This is a genomic window from Pseudomonas sp. KCJK9000 (assembly GCF_046230725.1).
Classification (GTDB): domain Bacteria; phylum Pseudomonadota; class Gammaproteobacteria; order Pseudomonadales; family Pseudomonadaceae; genus Aquipseudomonas; species Aquipseudomonas promysalinigenes.
In genome coordinates this window covers 12,229-37,405 of record NZ_JBJJLN010000044.1, presented here as the reverse complement: position 1 = coordinate 37,405, position 25,177 = coordinate 12,229, and the positions used below count along the sequence as shown (strand labels likewise).

The 25,177-nt window shown below is 62.1% G+C and carries 21 protein-coding genes; 7 read left to right on the top strand and 14 right to left on the bottom strand.

The features are described from left to right. On the top strand, positions 1 to 378 hold a 378-nt coding region (locus ACK59H_RS17855), incomplete at its 5' end, for a VOC family protein (RefSeq protein WP_409264744.1). A gap of 52 nt (positions 379 to 430) precedes the next feature. Here ACK59H_RS17855 and ACK59H_RS17850 read toward each other — a convergent pair. The 13 genes from ACK59H_RS17850 to dksA form a co-directional block, all read right to left on the bottom strand. Next, positions 431 to 3,367 (bottom strand): DUF748 domain-containing protein, encoded by a 2,937-nt coding sequence (locus ACK59H_RS17850; RefSeq protein ID WP_409264743.1) that lies wholly within the window; start codon positions 3,365 to 3,367, stop codon positions 431 to 433. Between the two features lie 80 nt (positions 3,368 to 3,447). Further along, positions 3,448 to 4,317, bottom strand: coding sequence for an oxygenase MpaB family protein (locus tag ACK59H_RS17845; protein ID WP_409264742.1), 870 nt, complete (start codon positions 4,315 to 4,317; stop codon positions 3,448 to 3,450). Positions 4,318 to 4,359: 42 nt separating this feature from the next. Continuing rightward, a complete protein-coding gene (gene acs, locus ACK59H_RS17840; protein ID WP_397468744.1) occupies positions 4,360 to 6,294 on the bottom strand; it encodes an acetate--CoA ligase in 1,935 nt (644 codons plus the stop codon). 130 nt (positions 6,295 to 6,424) lie between these two features. Beyond that, positions 6,425 to 8,089: a glucose-6-phosphate isomerase gene (gene pgi / locus ACK59H_RS17835; protein WP_060478628.1), complete on the bottom strand. Its 1,665-nt coding sequence runs from the start codon at positions 8,087 to 8,089 to the stop codon at positions 6,425 to 6,427. A 151-nt stretch (positions 8,090 to 8,240) separates the two neighbouring features. Then, positions 8,241 to 9,104: a pantoate--beta-alanine ligase gene (gene panC, locus ACK59H_RS17830; protein ID WP_060478627.1), complete on the bottom strand. Its 864-nt coding sequence runs from the start codon at positions 9,102 to 9,104 to the stop codon at positions 8,241 to 8,243. Next, positions 9,101 to 9,901, bottom strand: coding sequence for a 3-methyl-2-oxobutanoate hydroxymethyltransferase (gene panB, locus ACK59H_RS17825; protein ID WP_060478626.1), 801 nt, complete (start codon positions 9,899 to 9,901; stop codon positions 9,101 to 9,103). Before panB ends, panC begins: the two co-directional genes overlap by 4 nt. Before the next feature lie 262 nt (positions 9,902 to 10,163). Further along, entirely contained in the window at positions 10,164 to 10,643 is a 480-nt protein-coding gene (folK, locus tag ACK59H_RS17820; protein WP_409264741.1) for a 2-amino-4-hydroxy-6-hydroxymethyldihydropteridine diphosphokinase, read from the bottom strand. Further along, the gene (locus ACK59H_RS17815; protein WP_409264740.1) at positions 10,640 to 12,031 is read right to left on the bottom strand and encodes a polynucleotide adenylyltransferase PcnB; all 1,392 of its coding nucleotides are present in this window, start codon (positions 12,029 to 12,031) and stop codon (positions 10,640 to 10,642) included. The genes folK and ACK59H_RS17815 overlap by 4 nt, the downstream gene beginning before the upstream one ends. A gap of 762 nt (positions 12,032 to 12,793) precedes the next feature. Next, positions 12,794 to 14,236 carry a sigma-54 dependent transcriptional regulator gene (locus ACK59H_RS17810; RefSeq protein ID WP_060478623.1) on the bottom strand — a complete coding sequence of 481 codons (1,443 nt, stop codon included), beginning with the start codon at positions 14,234 to 14,236 and terminating at the stop codon, positions 12,794 to 12,796. Positions 14,237 to 14,240: 4 nt separating this feature from the next. Continuing rightward, positions 14,241 to 17,216 (bottom strand): sensor histidine kinase, encoded by a 2,976-nt coding sequence (locus tag ACK59H_RS17805; RefSeq protein WP_186478842.1) that lies wholly within the window; start codon positions 17,214 to 17,216, stop codon positions 14,241 to 14,243. Beyond that, complete coding sequence (locus tag ACK59H_RS17800; protein WP_003250005.1) at positions 17,200 to 17,376, bottom strand: hypothetical protein; 177 nt, start codon at positions 17,374 to 17,376, stop codon at positions 17,200 to 17,202. The genes ACK59H_RS17805 and ACK59H_RS17800 overlap by 17 nt, the downstream gene beginning before the upstream one ends. 241 nt (positions 17,377 to 17,617) lie before the next feature. After that, on the bottom strand, positions 17,618 to 18,505 hold the full coding sequence (gene gluQRS / locus ACK59H_RS17795; RefSeq protein WP_409264739.1) for a tRNA glutamyl-Q(34) synthetase GluQRS: 888 nt from the start codon (positions 18,503 to 18,505) through the stop codon (positions 17,618 to 17,620). Positions 18,506 to 18,568: 63 nt separating this feature from the next. Then, positions 18,569 to 19,015, bottom strand: coding sequence for an RNA polymerase-binding protein DksA (dksA, locus tag ACK59H_RS17790; RefSeq protein WP_261744756.1), 447 nt, complete (start codon positions 19,013 to 19,015; stop codon positions 18,569 to 18,571). Between the two features lie 211 nt (positions 19,016 to 19,226). Here dksA and ACK59H_RS17785 point away from each other — a divergent pair, with 211 nt between their 5' ends. Together ACK59H_RS17785 and sfsA are read left to right on the top strand one after the other, a co-directional pair. Then, positions 19,227 to 20,399: a pyridoxal phosphate-dependent aminotransferase gene (locus tag ACK59H_RS17785; RefSeq protein WP_060478619.1), complete on the top strand. Its 1,173-nt coding sequence runs from the start codon at positions 19,227 to 19,229 to the stop codon at positions 20,397 to 20,399. A gap of 2 nt (positions 20,400 to 20,401) precedes the next feature. Continuing rightward, positions 20,402 to 21,112, top strand: coding sequence for a DNA/RNA nuclease SfsA (sfsA, locus tag ACK59H_RS17780; protein WP_186478840.1), 711 nt, complete (start codon positions 20,402 to 20,404; stop codon positions 21,110 to 21,112). Here sfsA and ACK59H_RS17775 read toward each other — a convergent pair. Then, complete coding sequence (locus ACK59H_RS17775) at positions 21,102 to 21,419, bottom strand: Rieske 2Fe-2S domain-containing protein (RefSeq protein WP_060478617.1); 318 nt, start codon at positions 21,417 to 21,419, stop codon at positions 21,102 to 21,104. The two genes, sfsA and ACK59H_RS17775, sit on opposite strands and share 11 nt — an antisense overlap. A gap of 150 nt (positions 21,420 to 21,569) precedes the next feature. Here ACK59H_RS17775 and ACK59H_RS17770 point away from each other — a divergent pair, with 150 nt between their 5' ends. The 4 genes from ACK59H_RS17770 to ACK59H_RS17755 are packed head-to-tail and all read left to right on the top strand — an operon-like array spanning position 21,570 to position 25,140. Then, positions 21,570 to 22,442 (top strand): hemin ABC transporter substrate-binding protein, encoded by an 873-nt coding sequence (locus ACK59H_RS17770; RefSeq protein ID WP_409264738.1) that lies wholly within the window; start codon positions 21,570 to 21,572, stop codon positions 22,440 to 22,442. 50 nt (positions 22,443 to 22,492) lie between these two features. Further along, the gene (locus ACK59H_RS17765) at positions 22,493 to 23,476 is read left to right on the top strand and encodes a FecCD family ABC transporter permease (protein WP_409264745.1); all 984 of its coding nucleotides are present in this window, start codon (positions 22,493 to 22,495) and stop codon (positions 23,474 to 23,476) included. Further along, complete coding sequence (locus ACK59H_RS17760) at positions 23,476 to 24,243, top strand: heme ABC transporter ATP-binding protein (protein ID WP_060478614.1); 768 nt, start codon at positions 23,476 to 23,478, stop codon at positions 24,241 to 24,243. Before ACK59H_RS17765 ends, ACK59H_RS17760 begins: the two co-directional genes overlap by 1 nt. 12 nt (positions 24,244 to 24,255) lie before the next feature. Further along, positions 24,256 to 25,140, top strand: a complete 885-nt coding sequence (locus ACK59H_RS17755) for a ChaN family lipoprotein (RefSeq protein WP_409264737.1) — start codon at positions 24,256 to 24,258, stop codon at positions 25,138 to 25,140. Positions 25,141 to 25,177 lie beyond the last annotated feature (37 nt).

Genomic DNA, 25,177 nt, shown 5'->3' with positions numbered 1-25,177 from the left:
GGCCTGCGCCACATCGCATTGTTGGTACCCAACCTTGAGGAGTGCGAGCGCTTTTATGTCGATGTAATGGGCATGAAGGTACTCAACCGCGCCAACGAAGACCTAGTGTATCTGACCTGTGGCAATGACAACCTTTCGCTGGGGCGTGGGGCAGGGGTGGCCAATGGGCTGCAGACCCTGGACCATTACGGGTTCATCGTCGATAGCGTGGAGGAACTCGAAGCCTGGTTCCACTACTTCAAGGCGCGGGGCGTGACCCTGCTGGACAAGCCATTCAACCATGGTGACGGCGCCCGCAGTTTCCACATACTCGACCCTGCTGGGAACAAGGTGCAGCCGCTGTATCACCCGGCAGTATCGGGCCAGCGGCTGGTGTAAGCGTGAACTGGCCTTCGCGGCTAAGCGCGTAGGCCCCTGCCTGGTTCAAGGCTCACTCTGCGTCCAGGTGCATCGGCGTGATCACCCGCCCATCAGGCTCGGCTTGTCCCAGGCTGGTGTCGATGAAGTACACCCGGTCATCTTCGAGCTTGCCCTTGTCTACCAGATAGTCCTTGATGCTGCTCGCCCGCTCCTGGCCCAGGGTACGAAGCAGCGCGGTGCTTTCGGCCCACGACTTGATCACCGCTTCGCGTAGTTTGGCGGTGCGTTGCTCGCGGCTCAGTTGTTCCCACTCAGCCGGTGGCTGCTGTTTGAGGCGGGTGCGATAGATGCCTTCGAGCATCGCCGGTTTGTCGCTGTCATCGACCTGGAGCATCGAGGCGTTGGCCGGGACCTTATCGCCACGGCGCTGCAGAATCTTGTACCAAGTAGCCTGGTACTCGCGCTCCAGACGCTGCTGCGCAATCAAAGGGCCGTCGCTGCTCTGGGCGCTGGTGCCCTCGATTTCCAGGCGCAGCTCTGGGCGTTCCTTGAGCGCCGCTGCCAGCTTATTGAGTGCCGCCTGGGCTTCTGCACTAAGGTCGCTGGAACCAGGGGCGAATGCCACGGTGCCGAGGTCTTGCGAACTACCACCGCTGATCAGCCCACCGATGAACTTGAACGGTGCCTGCGCGGCGCGCAGTACCAGGTTGCGCAGCGTCTGCCAGACGATTGGCATGACGCTGAACTGTGGGTTGTTCAAATCGCCCGTGACTGGCAATTCGATGGAGATACGCCCCTGAGTGTCCTTGAGCAAAGCGATCGCCAGTCTAATCGGCAGGTCCACGGCATCCGGGCTGTCGACCTTTTCGCCTAGTTGCAGTTGCTCGACCACCACCTTGTTCTCTGCCTTGAGTTGGCCGTTGGTGATCAGGTAGTGCAGGTCGAGGTTCAACCGACCTTTGCGAATCCGAAAGCCCGCGAACTTTCCGGAGTAGGGGGTCAAGGTGGTGAGCTCGACGCGTTTGAAGCTGGTGGCGATGTCCAGGCTGGCCAGCGGGTTGAACGGGTTGAGGGCGCCTTTGATGGTAACTGGGGCATAACGGTCGACTTTGCCTTTCACGTCGACCTTGGCCGGTGTCGGCTTACGGTTGTCGATGGTGCCGATCTGGCCGTTGAGCTGTTGAATGGCAGTGGCGAAGTTCGGAGTCAGGGTCAGGTCGGCGAAGTTAGCAGAGCCGTCTTTAATGTCGATCTGGCCGATATGGATGCCCAGCGGTTTACTGGCTGCAGCCTGGTTTGCCTTGGCGGGGCTGCTGGCGGCTGCGCCAGCCGGTTGCGGAATCAGCAGGTCGTCGACACTGGTGGTGCGGTCTTCGTTGATGATGAACCGCGCATACGGCTGCATCAAGGTCACCTTATCGATGGCCAGGGCATCACCGTGCACATACGACAGGCCATCGACGTTGACTTGCTGCCACTTGACGAAATCACGGCCTTTGATGGTATCGAGTGTGTGCAACTGGTTGACCTGTGCCTTGCCCGCGACGGTGAAGGCCAGCGGTTCGGTGCCTTTGAGGTCGACCTTCAGATCGCTGGCAAGCATGCCGCTGCGAAGTTCCAGGCGAATGTAGGGGCTGATGTAAGCCTGGGCAACGCGCAGGTCGATATCACGGGTACTGACATTCAATTTGGCCGTGACCGGCGCCAGGTTGACCTCACCGTCCGCCTGCAGCTTGCCTTGTTTACCCACGCCAGTATCGAGCTTGAGGGTAAAGGGTGACTGGTTGAGGCTGTCGTAGCCTTGCAGGTCGATGTTCAGCGGGCCGACATCCAGGGCCACAGGCTCCGGCTGGCTGCGGTCGGCCAGGTGTACTTGATAGTTGCGCAGTTGCACATCCTTGAGCAGCACCTGCCAGGGTTTGCTGGGCGCATTGGCGGCTTGTTGATCCTTGGCAGGTTCGGCAGCCGCAGGTTCCGCCTTCTGTTTGGGTGTGGCCTTCGTGGGCTGGCTGGCGAACAGTTTCTGCCAGTCAAGTTGACCGTCCTTCTCCAGCGCCGCCCAGGTTTCCAGTTTTTCACTGCGCACCTTGCCGACGGTGACCCGCTGTTTGGCCAGGTCGATGGAGGTCTCACTCACCTGCAGGTTGGCCAGGCGCACCAGGGGGCGACCATCGGGGGCCTTGATGGCGAATGGGGCGACTTTCACCGAGGTGTTGTCCAGCAACAGCTCGGTTTGCTTGGAGAGGTTGAGGGTGTAGTGGGTGTCGAGGTTGACCACGCCGTCTTCGAGCACTAGAGGCACGGCATCACGTACATAGGGCCAGAACAGTTTCATCTTGGCGTCGGTGACTTTCAGCGTGCCTTGCGAGGCAATCGGTGCCAGGCTGAGCGTGCCGCTCCAGTCGATGCGCCCGCCATTGGGGCTCAGCGCCACCAGCGTCATGTCGGCGTTGTCGTCCGGCAGGGTGCTGAGGTTCTTCAACTCAAGGTTCATGTCATCGTAGAGGAATTCGATTGGCTCGCTTGGGCGCTGGTCCTCGAAATGCAAATAGCCGCCAGTGAGCTTGATGCTGCCGATACGCAGGGGAAACGGGTCGCTGGGGGTTTCATCCGGCTTGGGCTGGCTGGGTGGTAATTTGAATAGCTGGGTCAGGTTCAGCGTACCGTCCTTGGCGAACAACACCTCGTTGCGAGGCTTGTCGAGCTCAATGGCTTGCAGGTGCAGTGCGCCGGTCCACGCACTGTCGAGCGCCAGGTTGGCGTAGAGCCGTTCGAAGCCCACCTGCTCCTTGCCCGGCTCGCCCAGTTGCAGGCCCCACAGCGTCAGTTCGAGGCTGAAAGGGTTGAACTCCACGCGTTGCAGGTGCGCAGGCACGGTGGCGTACTGGGCCAGTTGCTGGTTGGCCACCCGCAAAGCGACCCCAGGAACCACAAGAAAGCCGAGCAGGCTATAGAGGCCGACCAGAGCCAGCAGGGCGCCAAGGGCGCGAGTCAATCCTTTGTACATGTGTCGCTTCGTCTGTCCAAGCAGGAGTGATTGGAGTATGGCACGTTAAAACGGTTCCGCTGCGGCGAGCCGATTTCCCCTCACTCGATGCCCATGCGTCGCCTGGCCCGGTGCGCCGAGCCGTCTTGCATGGCCCAGCGCAGGATCGGCGCCGTGCGTTGCAGGCCAAGGCGGACCATGCGCCGTTGCAGCGGCCCTTGTTGCAGGCCGAGCATGGCTTGGGCCCAGTCCGGTAGCAGATCGATGCCGGCCTGCAGCATCAGCTTGCCGACCGGCTCGGCGAGCCGGCTTGGAGCAGGCGCCTTGAGTAGAATCCCCACCACTTCAAGGCTGCGTGAACTGCATTGCAAAGAGGGGCGCATGCGTTGCAGGTAATCCTCGACCTGCTGACAGGAGCGTGGCACATCGCGCGCCCCCAGGCGTTCGGCGATCAGGGCGATCTCGGCGTAATAGGCATCCTGATCGGCACGTGAAAGGTAGGGGTCGCGGTAACGCAAGTGGGCAGCGAGAAAGCTGCTGACTTCGGCCACGTGTACCCAGGTCAGCAGATCTGGGTCGCTGGCAGCGTAGGGCGTGCCGTCAGGGGCGGTGCCGGTTACCTGCAAATGGATGGTGCGCACTTTGTCGAGCAGCCATTCGGCATCGCGGGTTGAGCCGAAGGTAGTCCCGGAGATGAATTGGCTGGTGCGGCGCAGGCGCCCGAGCAGGTCTTCGCGGAAGTTGGAATGGTCCCACACCCCGGCCAGCGCCAGCGGGTGCAACAGCTGCAGCATCAAGGCACCGATGCCGCCGACCAGCATGCTTGGGAAGTCGCCATGTACTTGCCAACTGATGCTGTGCGGGCCGAACAGGCCAGGGTCACCCTTGGGTGATTCGAGGTCGAGCTGGCCGAGGGCCAGCCCGGTAAGGCTCATGACCTGGGTTTCGATGCGGCGGCGTAGAGCTTCCATGGCGTCCTGTGTCGCAGGGAGGCCATGGCAGCTGGCGGCCCGCTATTGATTGAGGCGTTTATCGATCAGCTCTTGTACCACGCTCGGGTCGGCCAGGGTCGAGGTGTCGCCGAGGGTGTCCAGTTCATTGCAAGCGATCTTGCGCAGTATACGCCGCATGATCTTGCCCGACCGGGTCTTGGGCAAGGCCGGGGCCCACTGGATCAGCTCGGGCTTGGCGAAGCTGCCAATCTCCTTGCTGACCAACGCCAGCAGTTTCTCCTTGAGCGTATCGTCCGGTGTGATGCCGCTCATGGGGGTGACGAAAGCGTAAACACCTTGGCCCTTGAGGTCATGGGGGTAGCCCACCACCGCGGCTTCGGCGACGCTGTCGTGCAGCACCAGTGCGCTTTCTACCTCGGCCGTGCCGATTCGGTGGCCGGAGACGTTGATCACATCATCGATGCGGCCGGTGATCCAGTAGTCGCCGTCGGCATCCCGGCGCGCGCCATCGCCTGTGAAGTAGTAGCCAGGCATGGGCTTGAAGTAGGTGTCGACCATGCGCTGGTGGTCGCCATAGACGCTGCGGATCTGCCCCGGCCAGCTGGCCTTGATCACCAGCAGGCCGGCGCCTGGGCCTTCTATAGGCTTGCCCTGTTCGTCCAGCAGCGCCGGTTGTACCCCGAACATCGGTTGGGTGGCGCATCCGGGCTTGAGTGTACGATCGCCCGGCAGTGGGGTAAGCATGATCCCGCCGGTTTCGGTCTGCCACCAAGTGTCGACGATGGGGCAGCGCTTTTGCCCGACCGCTTCGAAATACCACTCCCAGGCTTCCGGGTTGATGGGTTCGCCAACACTGCCAAGCAGGCGCAGGCTTTGGCGAGAGGTGCCTTGTAACGGTGCTGAGCCCTCACGCATCAGAGCGCGCAGGGCGGTAGGTGCGGTGTAGAAGATATTGACCTGGTGCTTGTCCACCACCTGCCAGAACCGCGAGGTGTCCGGGTAGTTGGGTACGCCTTCGAACATCAGCGAAATTGCACCATTGGCCAGGGGGCCATAGACGATGTAACTGTGGCCGGTGACCCAGCCGACGTCCGCGGTGCACCAGAACACCTCGCCGTCGCGGTAGTCGAACACCACCTTGAAGGTCATGGTCGCCTGCAGCAGGTAGCCGGCGGTGGTGTGCAGCACGCCCTTGGGCTTGCCGGTGCTGCCGGAGGTGTACAGGATGAACAGTGGGTCTTCGGCCTCCATTGGCTCTGGCGGGCAGTCGTCGCCGGCGTGCTCGGTGGCTTCGTGATACCAGAGGTCGCGGCCCTCGCTCCAGGCTACATCGGCCCCAGTGCGGCGCACCACGAAGACGCTGTCGACCGCTGGGCAGTTGGTCAGCGCCTTGTCGACGTTGTGCTTGAGCGGGATGCGTTTACCACCACGAACACCTTCATCGGCGGTGATCACGGTGTGGCAATCGGCATCGAGAATTCGATCACGCAGCGCGTCGGGCGAGAATCCGCCGAACACCACCGAATGGATTGCGCCAATGCGGGTGCAGGCCAGCATGGCATAGGCGGCTTCAGGGATCATCGGCATGTAAATGCAAACCCGGTCGCCTTTTTTCACTCCGCGTGCCTTGAGGGCGTTGGCCAAGCGGCAGACCTGACGGTGCAGTTCGCGGTAGGTGACAGCTTTCGAGTCCTTGGGGTCGTCACCCTCCCACAACAGGGCAGTCTGCTCGCCGCGCTGAGCCAGATGGCGGTCGATACAGTTATGGCTGACGTTCAACTGGCCGCCGTCGAACCAGCGGGCGCTGCCGGTGTTCAGGTCGCATTGCTGCACCGTCGACCAGGGTTTGACCCAGTCCAGACGCTTGGCCTGTTCTGCCCAAAATGTGTCGGGGTCATCGACCGATTGACGGTAAAGGCGCTGATATTCGTCGGGGGTGAGGCTTACCGATTGGCTGACTGCCAGGGCGTGGGGATATTGCTTGATATCGAACATGGCGGGTGGTCCTGCTCTTGTCGGAGGGACTGCAACGGCTATTCGATGGATAGTGTAGCTGGAGGTGGTGTTCACCCTGTGCCGGCCCTCTCGCAGGGTTACCCGCGAAAGGGTCGAAACAGGCTGACGGTCAACCGCGATGACGGCCGCGGAAGTAGTTGATCAGGCCCTGGGTGGAGCCATCTTCGGCGCTGTCTTCCAGGCTGCCGACCAGGCGCTGGTACACACCCTTGCCCAGCTCTTTGCCCAGCTCGACGCCCCACTGGTCGAAGGCGTTGATACCCCAGACCACGCTCTGGACGAACACCTTGTGCTCGTACATCGCCACCAACGCACCCAAGCGGCGCGGGCTGATGCGCTCGACCACCAGTGTATTGCTCGGGCGGTTGCCCGGAATCACCTTGTGTGGGGCGAGTTTTTCGATGTCGGCCTCGCTCATGCCCTTCTGGCGCAGCTCCGTCTCGGCTTCTTCGCGGGTCTTGCCCAGCATCAGCGCCTGGCTCTGCGATAGGCAGTTTGCGTACAGCCATTGATGGTGGTCGGCCACCGGGTTGAAGCTGACCACTGGCACGATGAAGTCGGCGGGGATCAACTGGGTGCCTTGATGCAACAGCTGGTGGTAGGCGTGCTGACCGTTACAGCCCACGCCGCCCCAGATCACTGGGCCGGTCTCGGTTTTCACCGGGGTGCCGTCCTGCAGCACGCTCTTGCCGTTGGACTCCATGTCCAGCTGTTGCAGGTGCTTGGTAATGTTGCGCAGGTAGTGGTCGTACGGCAGGATCGCGTGGCTGCTGGCGCCCCAGAAGTTGCCATACCAGACGCCCAGCAAGGCCAGCAGTACCGGCATGTTCTTCTCGAACGGGGCGGTCTGGAAGTGCTGGTCCATGGTGTAGGCACCGGACAGCAGCTCCTTGAAGTTGGCAGTGCCAATGGCCAGCGCAATCGGCAAGCCGATGGCCGACCACAGCGAATAGCGCCCACCGACCCAGTCCCACATCGGGAAGATGTTTTCTTCGCGGATACCGAAGGCTACGGCCGCGGCCTTGTTGCTGGATACGGCGATGAAGTGGCGATACAGCTCGGCTTCCGAGCCGCCCTGGGCCAGGTACCAAGTACGTGCGGCCATGGCATTTTTCAGAGTCTCGAGGGTGTTGAACGACTTCGACGAGACGATGAACAGGGTGGTTTCAGCACGCAGGTTGGCCGACAGCTCATGGAACTCACTGCCGTCGATATTGGCCAGGTAGTGGCAGCGCACGCCACGTTGAGCGTAGGGCAGCAGGGCTTCGGAGACCAGCTCAGGGCCTAGGAAGGAACCGCCGATGCCAATGTTGACCACATCGGTGATCGGTTTTTCGCTGTAGCCACGCCATAGGCCGTCATGGATGCGGCCGACCAGTTCAGTGATCTGGTTGAGCACCTTGTGCACTTCCGGCATCACGTTGACGCCGTTGACGCTGAGCTTGTCGCCTACCGGGCGGCGCAGTGCGGTATGCAGCACCGGGCGGCCTTCGGAGGCATTGATGATCTCGCCGCTGAACATCGATTTGATTGCATCCTGCAAACCGACCTGCTCTGCCAACGCTACCAGCAGCGTGCGGGTTTCGTCGGTGATCAGGTTTTTCGAATAGTCCAGAAACAGGCCGCAGGAGCTCAGCGAGAAGTCATCAAAACGTTTTGCATCGGCGGCGAAGGCTTCGCGCATGCTGAAGCCTTGCATAGCTTGGCGGTGTTTCTGCAGGGCCTGCCAGGCAGGCAGGGCCGTCACATCGTGGGGTGTACGGTAATACGCCATTGCACGAAATTCCTTGATGCGTGGTGAGCCTTGGACAGGGCACTCATTGCCGGGTTCAGACTGGCCATCATTATAGGCAAAGGGCGCGTGCAGGGAATGGGGAGGCGGGGGTTTTTAGGGGCGCCATGGGCGGCACGGCACCCCCTGACCGTTATGCGGTTTTTTCGTCCAGATGCAGGTAGAGATTGTCGATCAGCCGGGTGTTGCCTAAATAAGCAGCTACCAGAATGACGAGGTCGCGGTCGCCAAAAGTGGCCGGGCGCAGATTGACTGCGTGGCGCACCTCCAGGTAATCCGGGCGCAGCCCGGCAGCGATCAGGTCGGCCTTGCCTTGCTCGATCAGTGCGTCGAAATCTACCTGGCCGCGACCAAGCGCATCAGCGATCTGCCTCAGGGTGCGATACACGACCGGCGCCGTGGTCCGCTGTTCAGGGGTGAGGTAACCGTTGCGCGAAGACAGCGCCAAGCCGTCTTCGGCGCGAACGGTGGGCTCGCCAATGATCTGGATCGGCATGTTCAGGTCGCGCACCATGGCGCGGATCACCGCCAGTTGCTGGTAGTCCTTCTCGCCGAACACGGCCAGGTCTGGCTGGACCATGTTGAACAGCTTGCTGACCACGGTCGCCACGCCTTCAAAGTGGCCTGGCCGGCTGGCGCCGCAAAGGCCTTCGGAGAGCTGAGGTACGCTGACGCGGGTTTGCACGGCCATGCCGTCAGGGTACATCTCTTGTACCGTGGGCGCGAACAGCAGGTGGCAGCCGGCATCGAGCAGGCGCTGCTGGTCGGCAGCCAGGGTGCGGGGGTACTTGTCCAAGTCTTCGTTGGCGCCGAACTGCAATGGGTTGACGAAGATGCTGGCCACGACGAAATCGGCACGTTGAGCTGCCTTTGTCACCAGCGCAGCGTGGCCGCTGTGCAAGTTGCCCATGGTCGGCACGAAGGCGATGCGCTTGCCTTCGCCGCGGGCGCGAGCGACGGCTGCGCGCAGTTCGCGGACGGTCTTGACTGTGTTCATGCGCTGAATCCGTGCTCGGCTGCAGGGAAGGTGACACCCTTGACCGCGGTGACATAGGCACTGAGGGCGCTGTGGATGTCTGGCTGACCTTGCATGAAGTTCTTCACGAACTTGGGCACCCGGCCGCTCAAGGACAGGCCAAGCATGTCGTGCAGGACCAGTACCTGGCCGTCGGTGGCGCTACCTGCGCCAATGCCAATGACCGGAATGCTCACTGCCTGAGTGATTTCTGCTGCCAGCTCACTGGGCACGCATTCAAGCAGCAGCATTGCCGCGCCTGCCTGTTCCAGTGCGATGGCGTCGGCGCGCATTTGCCGCGCTTGCGCTTCCTGGCGGCCCTGCACCTTGTAGCCGCCCAGTACGTTGACAGTCTGTGGCGTCAGGCCCATGTGCGCGCACACCGGCACACCGCGTTCGGCCAGCAGGCGGATGGTATCGGCCAGCCAGGCAGCGCCTTCAAGTTTGATCATATGAGCGCCGGCCTGCATCAGTTTGGCGCAGTTGGCAAAAGCCTGTTCTGGTGTCGCGTGGGCCATGAACGGCAGATCGGCGAGGATCAGCGCGCCATCGTTGCCGCGTTTGACGCAGGCTGTGTGGTAGGCCATTTCTTCGGTGGTGACGGGCAGGGTGCTGTCATGGCCCTGCAAGACCATGCCCAGAGAGTCGCCTACCAGCAACACATCGACGCCGGCCTGGCTGCAGGCCTTGGCGAAGGTTGCATCGTAGCAGGTCAGCATGGTGATCTTTTCACCCTTGGCCTTCAGGCCGTGGAGGGTCGTCAGGGTTACTTCAGGCATGTAGGTAAATCCTCGTTCAGGCGCTGTGAAAAACGACTGCATACAACGCGTGTAGTCATCTTCCGGAGCGGCACATCATCGGGTGTGATGTTCGGGCACAGGTCCGTCCGGGCCTAAATACGGGTATGTGGCACCGGGGTGCCACACGGGACGCCTATAGTCGTGAGCGAGGTGGGGGAAGTCAATCACCCTGTTACCGCATTGTTACTAACGGGGTGTTACTGGCGTTACCGCGCTTTGCCTAATGTCTCAAACGCCCGGTTTACAGGCGTTCCAGGCCGACGAACGGGCAGGCTTCGAGCAGTTGGGCGAGGGTACGGCCATCGGCCAGGCGGAAGTCGCTCGCCACCAGCTCGGCCAAGGGGTACAGCACGAAAGGGCGGGCATGCATGTGGTAATGCGGCACCTTGAGGCGGGGTACGTCGATGACCTGATCACCGTACAGCAGGATATCCAGGTCCAGCGTGCGTGGGCCCCAGCGCTCTTTGCGCACGCGGCCCTGATCGTTCTCGATGACTTGCAGAGCATCGAGCAAAGCCAGTGGCGCCAGCGTGGTGTCCAGTGCCGCGACGGCGTTGGTGTAGCGCGGTTGGCCGGGCAGCAGTGAGTCGCTGGTGTACAGGGCCGATGTGGCTACCAGTCCAGTGCCGTCAATCTTGTCCAGCGCTTGGAGGGCGCTGCGCAGTTGCTCGGCCGGGGCGTCCAGGTTACTGCCCAGGCCGATGAAGGCACGGGTGGTCACTCGAAGGCCTCGTCACCACCGCTGCGCTTGCGCTTGCCGCCACTGCGCTTGCGTTTGCGAGCCGTGCCCGCGCCGCCTTCGTCACGGCTGCCCAGCTCGCGGATCATCTCGCGCCGCTCACTGTCGTTGGCCTCCTGGTAATCCGTCCACCACTGGCCGAGGTCATCGGTTTGCTCCCCAGCGCTTTCGCGCAGCAGCAGGAAGTCGTAGCCGGCGCGGAAGCGCGGGTTATCCAGCAGTAGGTCTGCACGCTTACCACTGCGGCGCGGCAAGCGCTCCTGCATGTCCCAGATTTCACGAATCGGCAGGGTGAAGCGCTTGGGTATGGCGATGCGCGCACATTGCTCGGCGATCAGGTCATGGGCCGCACCGTTCATGGCTGGAATGGGCGGTACGCCCTGGCTCTGCAGGTGCAGCACACGGCTTGGCAAGGCAGGCCAGAGCAGAGCCGCGAACAGGAAGGCCGGGGTGACCGGCTTGCCTTGTTTGACCCGCAGGTCGGTGTTGCTCAATGCCTGGCTGATCAGGGTGTGGGTATAGGTCGGACGCTCGTCCAAGGCGTGAGTACTGGCTGGGAACAGCGGCTCGAACAACTCGAGGTCGACCAGCATTTCGAAGGCCATCGCCCCTTGCCCCGAAAGGAACAGCTTTAAGCATTCCTCGAACAGGCGTGCAGGCGGTATCTCGCGCAACATAGGCGCCAGTTTGCGGATCGGCTGGAACGTGTGCTTCTCGATGCCGAAATCCAGCTTGGCGGCGAACCGCACAGCACGCAGCATGCGCACCGGGTCTTCCTGGTAGCGATGAGTCGGGTCGCCAATCAGACGCAGCAGGCGGTTACGCACATCATGGACGCCGTTGGCGTAGTCCAGGATGCGCTCGCTGACCGGGTCGTAGTAAAGAGCATTGATGGTGAAGTCGCGGCGCTGCGCATCTTCTTCCAAGGTGCCGTATACGTTGTCACGCAGTATGCGACCACTGGCGTTGTGCGACGAACGGTGGCTGTCACCCTGGTCGTCTTCGGAATGATGGGCACGGAAGGTGGCGACTTCGATGATCTCACGGCCGAAATGCACGTGGACCAGCTTGAAGCGCCGGCCGATGATGCGCGCGTTACGGAACTCGGCACGGACCTGTTCGGGGGTGGCACTGGTGGCGACGTCGAAGTCCTTGGGCGTGATGCCCAGCATCAGGTCGCGGACGCAGCCACCAACCAGGTAGGCCTGGTAGCCCGCACTTTGCAGGCGCTCGACGATGTTCACCGCATGCCGGCTGAACTGGTGGCGCTGCAGCGAATGTTGGCTTTTGTTGATCACCTCAGGCGTAGTGCGCCTGTGGTGCTGGCCCGGTACGGGAGGGCGGAACGACTGGAACAGCTTCTTCAGCATGGGATGCACTGTTTGAAGGAATGTTCGGCCAACAATAGGAGAATGGCCGCATGATGGGCGGGGATTCTAGCATTTACTCGGGGAATGGTGTAGGCGGTCGCAGGAAGCCCTGCGCAAGGAGGGAGAAACGACAAGGGGAGCCTAAGCTCCCCAAGAAGTCGTTGCGTGCTCTTATTATTTTTCGACTGGGCTTCTTGTTTTTGTTGAGTGCCCTGCCCACAAATCTCGAAGCTTGTGGACGACCCCCAATCCAGGGGTTAAGAGCAAACGGATTGCTTTGGCCGCTGATGTCACGTTGACCTTTCGATCCAACCAGTTCAGGCGCTGCTTTTAAGTGCAGTTTTTGTTGTTCTCTGCCTGGTCGTGGGGCAAGCCCCAAACACGCATCCTCTCCAAAAGAATCAGTTAGCTGCGCCTCCGCCGTCTTGTTTTTATTGTGCGTGAGCCGTTTCGTCTTGTTCTTATTCTGAGTTGCTATGCTTGTTATTGTTCTTGTACCAGACATATAGCAGGTGCCGTGCCAACTTTTGAAAACCTAATGAAATCAAGGGTTTGGAAGGATTCTGGGCTTTTCCAACGGCAGGAAATGTAGAAATTTCGTTACCGTACGCCTCGGGAACTGTTACGTCGGAAAGGTTGGGTAACAGATTTATGCGGGGGTGGGGGGTTACGAGAGGGCCTGCGTGACATTTCTAGTGGCTGTGAAATCGAGCGCCGCGCGGGCGGCGCGCGATCTCACAGGCGCAGGGGCTTGAGCCCCGCTCAGTTATCGCTGGTTGCGTTGCTTTTGCGTCGCGGAATGCCCAGGCGCTGGCGCCGTTCCCACAGGCATTTGCGGCTGACACCCAGCTTGCGTGCCAACTCGGTTTCGGTCATGTGGTCCTGGTGCTCGAGCACGAAGTGCTGGAAGTAATCCTCCAGCGACAAATCCTCGGTGGGCTCATGGCTTGCGCTGCTGGCACTGGCTGCGGCCAGGGCGTTGTCGAGAATGTCGTCTTCTTCCAGGTCGCTCAGCTCAATATCGATGCCCAGCATGTCTGCGGAAATTTCCGCGCTCTCGCTCAGGATAACTGCGCGCTCCACGGCGTTTTCCAGTTCGCGCACGTTACCCGGCCAGCTGTAGTGACGAATGGCCTGCTCGGCTTCGGCGGAAAAATGCAGGTCGTCCCGACCGATGCGCGCACTCTGGCGTGCAAGGAAGGCGTTGGCAATTTCGTTGACGTCACTGCCGCGCTCGCGCAGCGCCGGCAACTTCAGCGCAATCACGTGAAGGCGGTAATAAAGGTCTTCACGGAACTGCCCGGCCTTGGCCAGGTTTTTAAGGTCACGGTGGGTCGCGGCAATCAGGCGCACGTCGACTTTCTGCGACTGAACCGAGCCGACCCTGCGGATCTCGCCTTCCTGCAGCACGCGCAGCAGGCGAGCCTGGGCTTCGAGCGGCAACTCACCGATTTCGTCGAGGAACAGGGTGCCACCGTCGGCCGCCTCTACCAAGCCTGCGCGGCCAGCACTGGCACCGGTGAATGCGCCTTTTTCGTGGCCGAACAGTTCCGACTCGATCAAGGTTTCTGGAATCGCCGCGCAGTTCACCGAAATCATCGGCGCCTTGGCGCGCCGCGAAAGGTTGTGCAGGGCACGGGCCACCAGCTCTTTACCGGTGCCCGACTCACCCTGGATCAGCACATTGGAGTCGGTGGGCGCCACCTTGCGGATCTTGCTGTACAGATCCTGCATCGGCGGGCACGACCCGATGATGCCGATTTCACCATTGGCGGCGGCAGGTTTGTCCGCTGCTGCAGCCTTGCCGTTGGCCCGCGGCTCGGCTGCCGGTGCTTGCGCCGCCGTTGGGGCGCTCTGCCGGTCACGCAGGATGCGTGCGACGGCCTGAAGCATTTCATCATGGTCGAAAGGCTTGGCGATATAGTCCACCGCGCCCATCTTCATCGAGTCTACCGCCGAGCGCAGGCTGGCGTAGCTGGTCATGATCAGCACCGGCGTGCCCTGACCGAGTTTGATCAGCTCGGTGCCAGGGGCGCCAGGCAGGCGCAGGTCGCTGACGATCAGGTCGAAGGTGGCGATGCTGAAGCGTTCCTGGGCTTCCTGCACCGAGCCGGCTTCGCTGACCTGGTACTGGTTGCGTTCGAGCAGCCGACGCAGGGCCGAGCGGATGATGGTTTCGTCTTCGACGATCAGAATATGCGGCATTGATTCAATTCTCTCGACGGTCTCGAATTTCAGGGGACGTCGCTACGACATGCCGGGGCAGGGTCACGCGTATCCGGGTGCCACGTTGCCGTTCGATGTCGGCCGGGCTGTCGATGGTGATTTGCCCATAATGCTCTTCCACGATGGAATAGACCAGAGCGAGCCCAAGTCCGGTTCCCTCGCCTGGGTCCTTGGTGGTGAAGAACGGTTCGAACAGGCGGTCCATGATGCTCTTGGGTATCCCGCTGCCTTCGTCCTCGACGATCAGGTCGACGGTATGTTCGCAGACGGCGCTGCGTACCCGCACGGCGCTGCCCGGTGGCGAGGCGTCGCGCGCGTTGGAAAGCAAGTTGATCAGCACCTGCGCCAGGCGTTGCGGGTCGCCTTCGGCCCAGTGGTCTGGGTCACAGAGGTTGAAGAACTGTACTTCGAAATTGCGCCGGTTCAATGCCAGCAGACCAATGGCGTCTTGCGCCACTTCGGCCAGGCATACGGGTTCTTCGCTGTTCTGATGGCTACCACCTGCGTGAGCGAAGCTCATCAGCGACTGGACGATGCGCGAGACACGTTTGGTCTGCTCGAGGATCTGGCTGGACAGCTCGATGATCTCGCCATCGCCTTCGCGTTCTTCACGCAGGTTCTGCGCCAGGCAGGCGATGCCGGTGATCGGGTTGCCGATTTCGTGGGCCACCCCAGCAGCCAGCCGGCCGATGCTGGCCAGGCGCTCGGAATGCACCAGCTTGTCTTCCAGGGCTTGAGTCTCGGTAAGGTCTTCGACCAGCAGCACCAGGCCGCTGTTGCCCGGTGCCAGCGGCTCGTCGATGGCCGCCTTGTGCAGGTTCAACCAGCGCGGCTGGCCATCGAGTGCCAGGCGCTGCTTGTGCAGGTGCTCGTCGGGAACGTTGATGAAGCCTTGCAGCAGGCCGCGCCACGGCTCGCCGATGGTCATCAGGCGTGAGCCGACCACATGCTTGGCGGCGATGCCGGTCAGCTCTTCCATGGCCTTGTTCCACATCAGGATCTCCTGATCCTTGGCCAGCGAGCAGACGCCCATGGGCAGTTCCTGCAAGGTCTGACGGTGGTAGCGGCGCAGGGCATCGAGTTCGGCCGCCAGGCCGGTGAGGCGCGAGTGGTAGTCTTCCAGGCGGCTTTCGATGAAGTGGATGTCTTCGGTGACGTAGTTTTCGTTACCAGATTTGTAAGGCAGGAAGGTCTCGACCATGTCCTGGGCAACGCTCGGCCCCATCAGGCCCGAGAGGTTGGCTTCGATACGGTCGCGCAGGCGGCGCAAGGCATAGGGGCGACGCTCGTCGAATGGCAGGTAAAGGTCACGCAGGGCCTGCTCGACTTCCTTCTGTGCAGCCTTGGCGCCCAGCGGCTTGGCCAACTGTGTGGCGAACTCCTGGGGTGAGGCAGCATGCAGTTCGCGGCGCTGTGGGCGGCGTACATTGTCCACGGCGCAGGCTTCGGCGGCACTGACTTCCTCGCTGCTGGCGTTGGTGAAAAGCGAAATCAGCGTGAACAACAAGACGTTGGCCGCCAGCGAGGCGATGGCCGCCATGTGCCAGCTGGTGTCGTCGAGCACATAGATCATGTCCAGTGACGGAATGTAGAACCCTTGCAGGTTGCCCAGCAGCGGCAGCAGCATGGTCGCCATCCACACGAAGGTCCCGGCCAGCAGGCCTGCGATGAAGCCGCGGCGGTTGGCGGTCGGCCAGTACAGTACCGACAGCACGCCAGGCAGGAACTGCAAAGTAGCGACGAATGCCACGATACCCAGGTTGGCCAGGCTCTGGTGGTTGCTCTGAGTCAGGTAGAAAACGAACCCTGCGGTGATGATCGCCACGATCAGCGCGCGGCGCGTCCATTTCAGCCAGCGATAGATGTTGCCTTCGGCCGGTGGTTGGTACAGCGGCAGCACCAGGTGGTTCAGGGCCATGCCCGAGAGGGCGAGGGTGGTGACGATGATCAGCCCGCTGGCCGATGCCAGCCCGCCTACGTAGGCGAGCAAAGCCAACGCTTGGTTGTTGGCGGCGATGCCCAGGCCCAGGGTGAAATACTCGGGGTTGGTGCTGGCGCCCAGGCGCAGGCCTGCCCACAGCACCAGTGGCACTGCCAGGCTCATCAGCAGCAGGAACAACGGCAGGCCCCAGCTGGCGCTGACCAGCGAACGTGGATTGAGGTTTTCGGTGAAGGCCATGTGGTACATGTGCGGCATGACGATGGCCGAGGCAAAGAACACCAGCAGCAAGGTGCGCCAGGGGCCTTCCTGCAATGGGGTGTGCAGCGCCGCCAGGGCCGTCTGGTTCTGCAGCAGCCACACTTCCAACTGATGGGGGCCTCCGAACACTCCATAAAGCGCATACAGGCCGACGCCGCCCAGGGCCAGCAGCTTGATCACCGATTCGAAGGCGATGGCGAACACCAGGCCTTCGTGTTTCTCGCGGGTGGCGATGTGGCGCGAGCCGAAGAAGATGGTGAACAGAACAATCAGTACGCAGAAGGCAAAGGCAACCCGTGCCTTGACGGGTTCCCCGGTGAGGATGCTGATCGAATCGGCCACCGCCTGGATCTGCAGGGCCAGCAGGGGTAGCACGCCTATCAGCATGATGATCGTGGTAAGCGCGCCAGCCCAAGTGCTGCGAAAGCGAAATGCCAACAGGTCAGCCAGCGACGACAATTGGTAGGTGCGGGTGATCTTGAGGATCGGATACAGCAGCACCGGCGCCAGCAGGAAGGCGCCCGAGACCCCCAGGTAGCAGGCGAGGAAGCCGTAGCCATACTGATAGGCCAAGCCTACCGAGCCATAGAAGGCCCAGGCACTGGCGTAGACCCCCAGCGAAAGCGTGTAGGTCAGCGGGTGGCGTATGATCGAACGCGGGATCAGCCCACGCTCGCTGATCCAGGCCACGCCGAACAGCACCATCAGGTACGCGGCGCTGATCAGGATCATCTGGGTCAGGCTAAAGCTCATCGGCATCTCGTTGGCTCTGCAGAATGAAGGTGACGACGATCAGGATCAGCCAGAGCAGGTAGGGGCGGTACCAGGCACCGGTCGGTTCGATCCACCAGTCCATGATGGCCGGGGAGAACAGATAGATCCCCACGACCAGAAGCAGGACCAAACGATAGATGTACATGCTGGCCTCGATGGTTGGGCGCTGCGGGGTTGGCGTTATTATTGGCGCAAATGGCTGGGGGGATGCTAGCGGGAATCCATGGCATTGGCCAAGGGTTTGAATTCGTTCGACTTTTGATTTCGAGAATGTGTGACCTGGGCGCCCCCTTCAGCGGTGAACCCGCGCTGAGGGTTACCTCGCACCCTCCCAACTGTGCAAGCCCTGCAACAGAGGGTTCACCCGCGAGGGGGGCGCATCCGTCTCAATGCAAGTCAGCCTCTGGCACCGTGGCCTTTCGGGCAATTGCCTCTGGCCTCCACTGCTGACGCGCTACCGCCAGCACTTCGGCGGGCGTTGCCAGCAGCATGTCAGGGGTGGTGTCCTGGCCCAGGGCCCGCAGTGCGCGTAACAGCAATGGCGTCGCATGCTCGGCCTGCAAGGGCGGTGAACGGTACGACTTGCCTAGCTTGTGCCCGTCGGGTTGAACGATCAGGGGAATGTGCAGGTAGCGCGGTTGGGAAAAGCCCAACAGCTCCTGCAGGTAAAGCTGCCGTGGGGTATTGTCGAGCAGGTCGGCGCCGCGCACGATATCGGTGACGCCTTGCCAGGCATCGTCCAACACCACTGCCAGTTGATAGGCATACAGCCCATCGCGCCGCTGGATCACGAAATCGCCCACCTCCCGCCCCAAATGCTGCTGGAATTCACCCTGCACGCGGTCAGTGAAGCGGTAGAGCAGTTCAGGCACCCGCAGCCGGATCGCCGCCCCTTCGCGGGCGTGCCCTGCGTTGCGGCAAAAGCCCGGGTAGAGGCCGTCGTAGCCTTCGAGCTGCTTGCGTGAACAGGTACAGGCGTAAGCCAGGCCCATGTTGAACAGGCGCTCTACCACTGCCGCATAAGCCTCGTGGCGTTGGCTCTGGTAAACCACCTCGCCGTCCCAGTGCAGGCCGTAGCGCTCCAGGGTCTGCAGGATGGCATCGCGGGCGCCGGGCATTTCGCGCGGCGGGTCGGTGTCTTCCATGCGCAACAGCCAGCGGCCATCCACCGCACGTGCATCCAGCCAGGAGGCGAGGGCGGCGACCAGCGAGCCGAAGTGCAGAAACCCGCTTGGGGTAGGGGCGAAGCGGCCGATGTATCGGGAGTCTTTCATGGTATTGCCGGGCATATAAATGAAACGGGGCGCAATAAGCGCCCCGTTTGGGTGGATTGACGATCAGCCTTTGCCGACAGTCTTTTCCTTTTTCTCGGAAATTTCCTTGCAGTCGAAGCACAGGTCGGCAGTAGGGCGGGCTTCAAGGCGGCGCAGGCCGATCTCGATACCGCAGGAGTCACACCAGCCGTACTCTTCGTCCTGAATCTTCTGCAACGTCTTGTCGATCTTCTTGATGAGCTTGCGCTCACGATCGCGGTTGCGCAGCTCCAGGGCAAACTCTTCTTCCTGGCTGGCCCGGTCGGCCGGGTCCGGGAAGTTCGCAGCTTCGTCCTTCATGTGGTCTACAGTGCGGTCGACACTCTGCATGAGCTCGCCTTTCCAAGCGTTGAGAAGCTTGGTGAAGTGATTCTTCATGGACTCACCCATGTACTCCTCGCCCTTGGTCTCTTTATAGGGCTCGACACCGTACATGGTCTGACCGGTTTTTTGCTTTTCTACGGTGGACATGAATAGACCGCCTCTCACTCATCTGATCCAATGCGCAGGCTGCTCCATCTCCGGCACCCGCCGGCCCTGCGACTGCGAGCCGCCGAACTTACCAGATAGATCGGGGGTGCGCTACCCCGGCCCGATCCTAGGTGTTGACAGCGGCACGCGCCGCACGTTCGCTGCCGTGCACAGGTAGAATCAACAGTTTAGCCCCATTTGAGAGAAGGTCATGGCCCACCCTTACAGTGCGCGCAGCCGCGCCATCGAACCCTTCCACGTCATGGCTTTGCTGGCGCGTGCCAACGAGCTGCAAGCGGCCGGGCATGATGTGATCCACTTGGAAATCGGCGAGCCGGACTTCACCACCGCTGCACCGATCGTCGCCGCCGGCCAGGCCGCGTTGGCTGCCGGGCACACTCGCTACACTGCCGCCCGTGGGTTGCCGGCGCTGCGTGAGGCGATCGCCGATTTTTATGGCCAGCGTTACGGCCTGGGTATCGACCCCGAGCGAATTCTGGTCACGCCGGGTGGCTCGGGCGCGTTGCTGCTGGCCAGCAGCCTGCTGGTAGACCCGGGCAAGCACTGGCTGTTGGCCGACCCTGGATACCCGTGCAACCGCCATTTTCTGCGCCTGGTCGAAGGCGGGGCGCAGTTGGTGCCAGTGGGGCCGGAGGTCAATTACCAGCTCACAGCCGACCTGGTCGGACGCTACTGGGACAAGGACAGCGTCGGTGCCTTGGTCGCCTCGCCGGCCAACCCGACTGGCACGGTGCTTGGGCGAGATGAACTGGCTAGCCTGGCCAAGGCAACCCATGAGCGTCATGGCCATTTGGTAGTGGACGAGATCTACCACGGCCTGACCTACGGCATGGATGCGCCGAGCGTACTGGAAGTGGACGACTCGGCGTTCGTTCTCAATAGTTTTTCCAAGTATTTCGGCATGACCGGGTGGCGGCTTGGCTGGCTGGTAGCGCCGCCCGGTGCTGTCGCCGACCTGGAAAAGCTGGCACAAAACCTCTACATCAGTGCCCCGAGCATGGCTCAGCATGCTGCGCTGGCGTGTTTCCAGCCACAAACGTTGGCGATTTTCGAGGAACGCCGGGCTGAATTCGCTCGTCGACGCGACTATCTGTTGCCTGCGTTACGTGAATTGGGCTTTCGCATCGCTGTGGAGCCGCAGGGGGCGTTCTACCTGTATGCCGATATCAGCGCCTTCGGCGGTGACGCGTTCGCGTTCTGTCAGCACTTTTTGGAAACCGAACACCTGGCCTTCACGCCGGGCCTGGACTTTGGCCGCCACTTGGCCGGGCACCATGTACGCTTTGCCTACACCCAGAGCCTGCCGCGCCTGGAGCAGGCGGTGGAGCGCATCGCCCGTGGCCTGCGCAGCTGGCAGGGCTAACGGTGCTGTTTCCAAAACTGGAACAAGGGCGCCTGCTGCGCCGCTACAAACGCTTTCTGGCGGACATCGAGTTGGCCAATGGTGAGCAGCTCACCATTCACTGCCCGAACACCGGCTCCATGCTCAACTGCATGCGCGAGGGTGGGCAGGTATGGTTCAGCCGCTCCAATGACCCCAAGCGCAAGCTGCCAGGCACCTGGGAGATAAGCGAAACGCCGCAGGGGCGCCTGGCCTGTATCAATACCGGGCGGGCCAATGCGTTGGTCGAGGAGGCTCTGCGAGCAGGCGTGATTGAGGAGCTTGCCGGTTTCACAGGGCTCAAACGTGAGGTCGCTTATGGTGAAGAACGCAGCCGGGTGGATTTTCGCCTTGAGTTCCCTGCCGGGCCTGCTTATGTCGAGGTCAAAAGCGTAACCCTGGGTTACCCGGACACGGCCGTAGCGGCATTTCCGGATGCCGTGACCCAGCGTGGTGCCAAGCATCTGCGCGAATTGGCGGCCCTGGCCCGTCAAGGCGTTCGGGCCGTGCAGCTGTATTGCGTGAACCTTACCGGTATCGAGGCCGTGCGTCCTGCCGAGGAAATCGACTTTGCCTATGCCCAGGCCCTGCGCGCTGCAGTAGCGGACGGTGTGCACGTGTTGGCCTACGCTGTTCGTCTGGACCGCGAACAAATTGTCATCGACCGCGCTCTGCCGGTGCTGCTCAATTCTTGAGCCAGATGCCCTGGCTGTCTTCATGGCAGCCTAGGGCTTGCAGCACCTCGCCTTCACAGGGGCCTGCCACGCATTCGCCATTTTCCACAAGAAACAGCGCGCCATGATGGGCGCAGCGGATCAGGCTGGCGCTCTCATCCACGAAAGCATCGGGTGCCCAGTTCAGCGGGATGCCGCGATGCGGGCAGCGGTTACGGTACAGGTAAACCTGGCCGTGACGGCGCACGCCCAACAGGTCGATGCCGTCTACGCTGAAAGCGCGGCTGTGGGCCTCGGGCAGGGCTGCGGAAGGACAAAGAAAGTGCATTGCACAAAGGCTCGTGAAACAAAGTGATGGCTTGACGCGTCAATGCGAATAATTATCAAATTCCACTCATTGGCTGCGCCAGCTGTCTATGGTGCGCAGTTCTGCCGCCCGCTACAAGGCCTGCGGCCCGCCTTCAGAAGGAAACCAACGATGCGCCGTCCCGCTGCTTTGCTCGCCCTGTGTGCAGCTTTATTCACTGCTCTCCAGGCTGGGGCCACCGATGTGCCGCAACGCTGGGTGAGTGCCGGCGGTGCGCTGAGTGAGTGGATCTGCGAGCTGGGCGGTGAGTCACGCCTTGTGGGGGTGGATACCACCAGCCAGCACCCCGAGTCGCTCAAGGCGCTGCCCAGCATAGGTTATCAGCGGCAGTTGTCAGCTGAAGGCATTCTCAGCTTGCGCCCCGATGTGCTGGTGGGCACCGACGAGATGGGGCCGCCGCCGGTACTCACGCAGTTGCGTAATGCCGGTGTGCGGGTGGAGCTGTTCACAAGCCAGGCTGAGTTGGCTGCGGTGGATCAGAACCTCACGCACTTGGGCGCGCTGTTGGGCTCCGAGCAGAAGGCCGCGCAGCTGTCGGCCAGCTATCGCCAGCAAATGCAGGCGCTGGAGCTGCACGTGGCGCAGGCCAAGCAGCAACGCAAGGCACCGGGCGTGCTGCTGCTGATCGGCCATGCCGGCGCCAAGCCGCTGGTTGCCGGGCAGGGCACGGCAGGGGATTGGGTGCTGCGCCAGGCAGGTGCGCGTAACCTCGCAGAGCACCAGGGCTACAAGAATTTTTCCAGCGAGGCATTGGCGGCGCTCGACCCGGATGTCGTGGTGTTTTCCGACCGTGCGCTGGCCGGCGAGCAGGCGTTGCAGGCCTTGCTGAAGGAGAATCCCGGGTTGGCGGCTTCGCGCGCCGTGCATGAACAGCGCCTGGTGTCGTTCGACCCGACTTTGTTGGTGGGTGGCCTGGGCCCGCGTTTGCCAGGGGCCTTGCAGGCACTGGCCGCGGCGTTCTATCCGGCAAGCAACGCTAAATGAAACAACGGATTGCACCGCGAACACTTTTCACTTGCCTGACATTGCTGTGCCTGCTGGCGGTGTGGTTGTCACTGGCACTAGGGCCGGTGAGCCTGCCATTGGGCGACACCGCCCGCGCCGGTCTGCGCCTGCTGGGCGTGCCCATCGCAGGCGACGGGGTGCAACAGGCCGAGATGATTGTTGGGCAGATTCGCCTTCCGCGTACCTTACTGGGCTTGGCAGTGGGCGCGGTACTGGCGTTATCTGGGGTGGCCATGCAGGGGCTGTTTCGAAACCCTCTGGCCGACCCGGGCCTGGTCGGTGTTGCCTCTGGGGCGGCTATGGGCGCAGCGCTGGCCATCGTCGGTGGCAGCTGGCTGGGTGGTTTGCCAGAGGTCATTGCGCCTTATCTTTTGTCGTTGTGCGCTTTCATCGGTGGGTTAGGCGTGACTGCCCTGGTTTATCGGCTAGGCCGACGTGATGGCCAGACCCATGTCGCCACCATGCTGCTGGCCGGTGTGGCCATGACAGCGCTGGGCGGCGCGGCCGTGGGCCTGCTGTCTTATCTGGCCGATGATGCCACCCTGCGAACCCTGACATTCTGGAACCTGGGCAGCCTCAATGGCGCCAGCTACGCGCGGCTTTGGCCACTGTTGCTGATCGCTGTGGGCGTGGCCATCTGGCTACCGCGCCGGGCCAAAGCGTTGAATGCCTTGTTGTTGGGCGAGTCGGAGGCGCGCCACCTAGGGGTCGACGTGGAGCGCCTCAAGCGCGAACTGGTGTTCTGTACCGCATTGGGGGTGGGCGCTGGCGTGGCTGCCGCCGGATTGATCGGTTTTATCGGCCTGGTGGTTCCCCACCTGGTGCGCCTGCTGGCTGGGCCCGACCATCGGGTCGTGCTACCCGCGTCATTGCTGGCTGGCGGCATACTCATGCTGTTCGCCGACCTTGCCGCGCGGCTGTTGCTGGCGCCTGCCGAGTTGCCAATCGGTATCGTCACGGCCTTTATCGGTGCGCCGTTCTTTTTGATGCTGTTGATAAGAGGGCGCAGTTGATGCTGCAAGTTCAAGGGCTGCATCTGCGCCGCGGCAGCAATGACGTGCTCCATGACATAGATTTACAACTGAGCCCCGGACAGGTGACGGGCGTTCTTGGCCCCAATGGGGCTGGCAAGAGCAGCTTGCTCGGGGTCTTGTGTGGCGAGTTGGTGCCGCAGCGTGGCCAAGTAACCCTGCAAGGTCGCCCTTTGGCTGACTGGCCAGGGCAGGCGCGTGCCAGGTGCCTGGCAGTACTACCGCAGGCCTCGAGCCTGGGTTTTTCTTTCAAGGTCGAGGAAGTTGTGGCCATGGGCCGCATGCCGCATGACAGCGGGCAACTGCGAGATGCCGAGATCATCGAGCATGCGCTGCAGGCAGCGGATGCCGGGCATTTGGTGGGGCGCAGTTACCTGGCGCTGTCGGGCGGCGAACGGCAACGGGTTCATCTGGCAAGAGTGCTGGCCCAGCTTTGGCCGGGGAAGGCGGGCGCTACGTTGCTACTCGATGAGCCCACATCGATGCTCGACCCGCTGCATCAGCACACCACCCTGGAGGCCGTGCGCCGGTTCGCCGATTCCGGCGCCGCTGTGCTGGTGATCCTGCATGACTTGAACCTGGCGGCGCGATACTGTGATCGCATCATGCTGCTGCAAGAGGGTCGTAGCCACGCCCTGGCGGCGCCGCAGGCGGTTCTGACGCCGTCGCTGCTCAAAGCCGTGTTTGGTATCGACGTGCTGGTGCAGCCCCATCCTGAACGGGGGCACCCATTGATCATTACCCGCTAGGAGGCAATCCCCGTGGGCTATCCACTGCTGTGCGCTTCAGTATTTTTTCTGAGCTTGGTGCTAGCGGGCTGCCAGGCCAGTTTGCCGCCGTTACCCGCCTGGCAGGGCAGCGAGGGCCTTGATAGCCCTGAGCTGGGGCAGATACACGACGTGGCCAGCGGGCAGGTGATCAGCCCTGAGCAGCTCATACAAGGCTTGGCCGATGCGGCCCGCGTACTGGTCGGGGAGAAGCACGACAGCCCCGATCATCATGCATTGCAATTATGGTTGTTGCGCGCGCTGCAGCTGCATCGGGCCCAGGGCAGCCTGCTGCTGGAAATGCTGCAACCTGAGCAGCAGAGCAAGGCCGATGCACTCGCCGGGCTTGCGCAACTCCCCCAGGACCTGCCCACAGCACTGGCTTGGGATAAAGGCTGGGACTGGCAGCTTTACGGCCCCATCGTCCGAGAAGCGTTGCAACACCAGGTGCCGCTGTTGGCGGCCAACCTTTCACCTGCGCAACTGCGCGAGGCCTATCGCAACCCGGTGCGCTTGACGGGCACTCTATCCACCGCTCCATCGGTCAGGGCGGCCCTGCGCGAACACGTCAAGCAGGGGCACTGCGGCCTGTTGCCCGATAGCCAGCTCCCGGCGATGCTGGCGGTGCAGCAACAGCGCGATCGGCGTATTGCCGAACGGCTGCTGGCGGCGCCGCAGCCTGCATTGTTGCTCGCCGGTGCCTACCATGCGCGCAAGGACCTAGGGGTACCGTTGCACCTCGCCGATCTGGGCGCAAAAGGTGAAAGCAAGGTGCTGCTGCTGGCCGAGGTCGGGGAGCAGGTCGAGCCGGCAATGGCCGATTACGTCTGGTACACCGCGGCGATGCCAGAGCAGGATTACTGCGCCCGGTTCAAATAGATACGCCAGCGGGCCCTGAATCGCAGGCAAAAAAAGA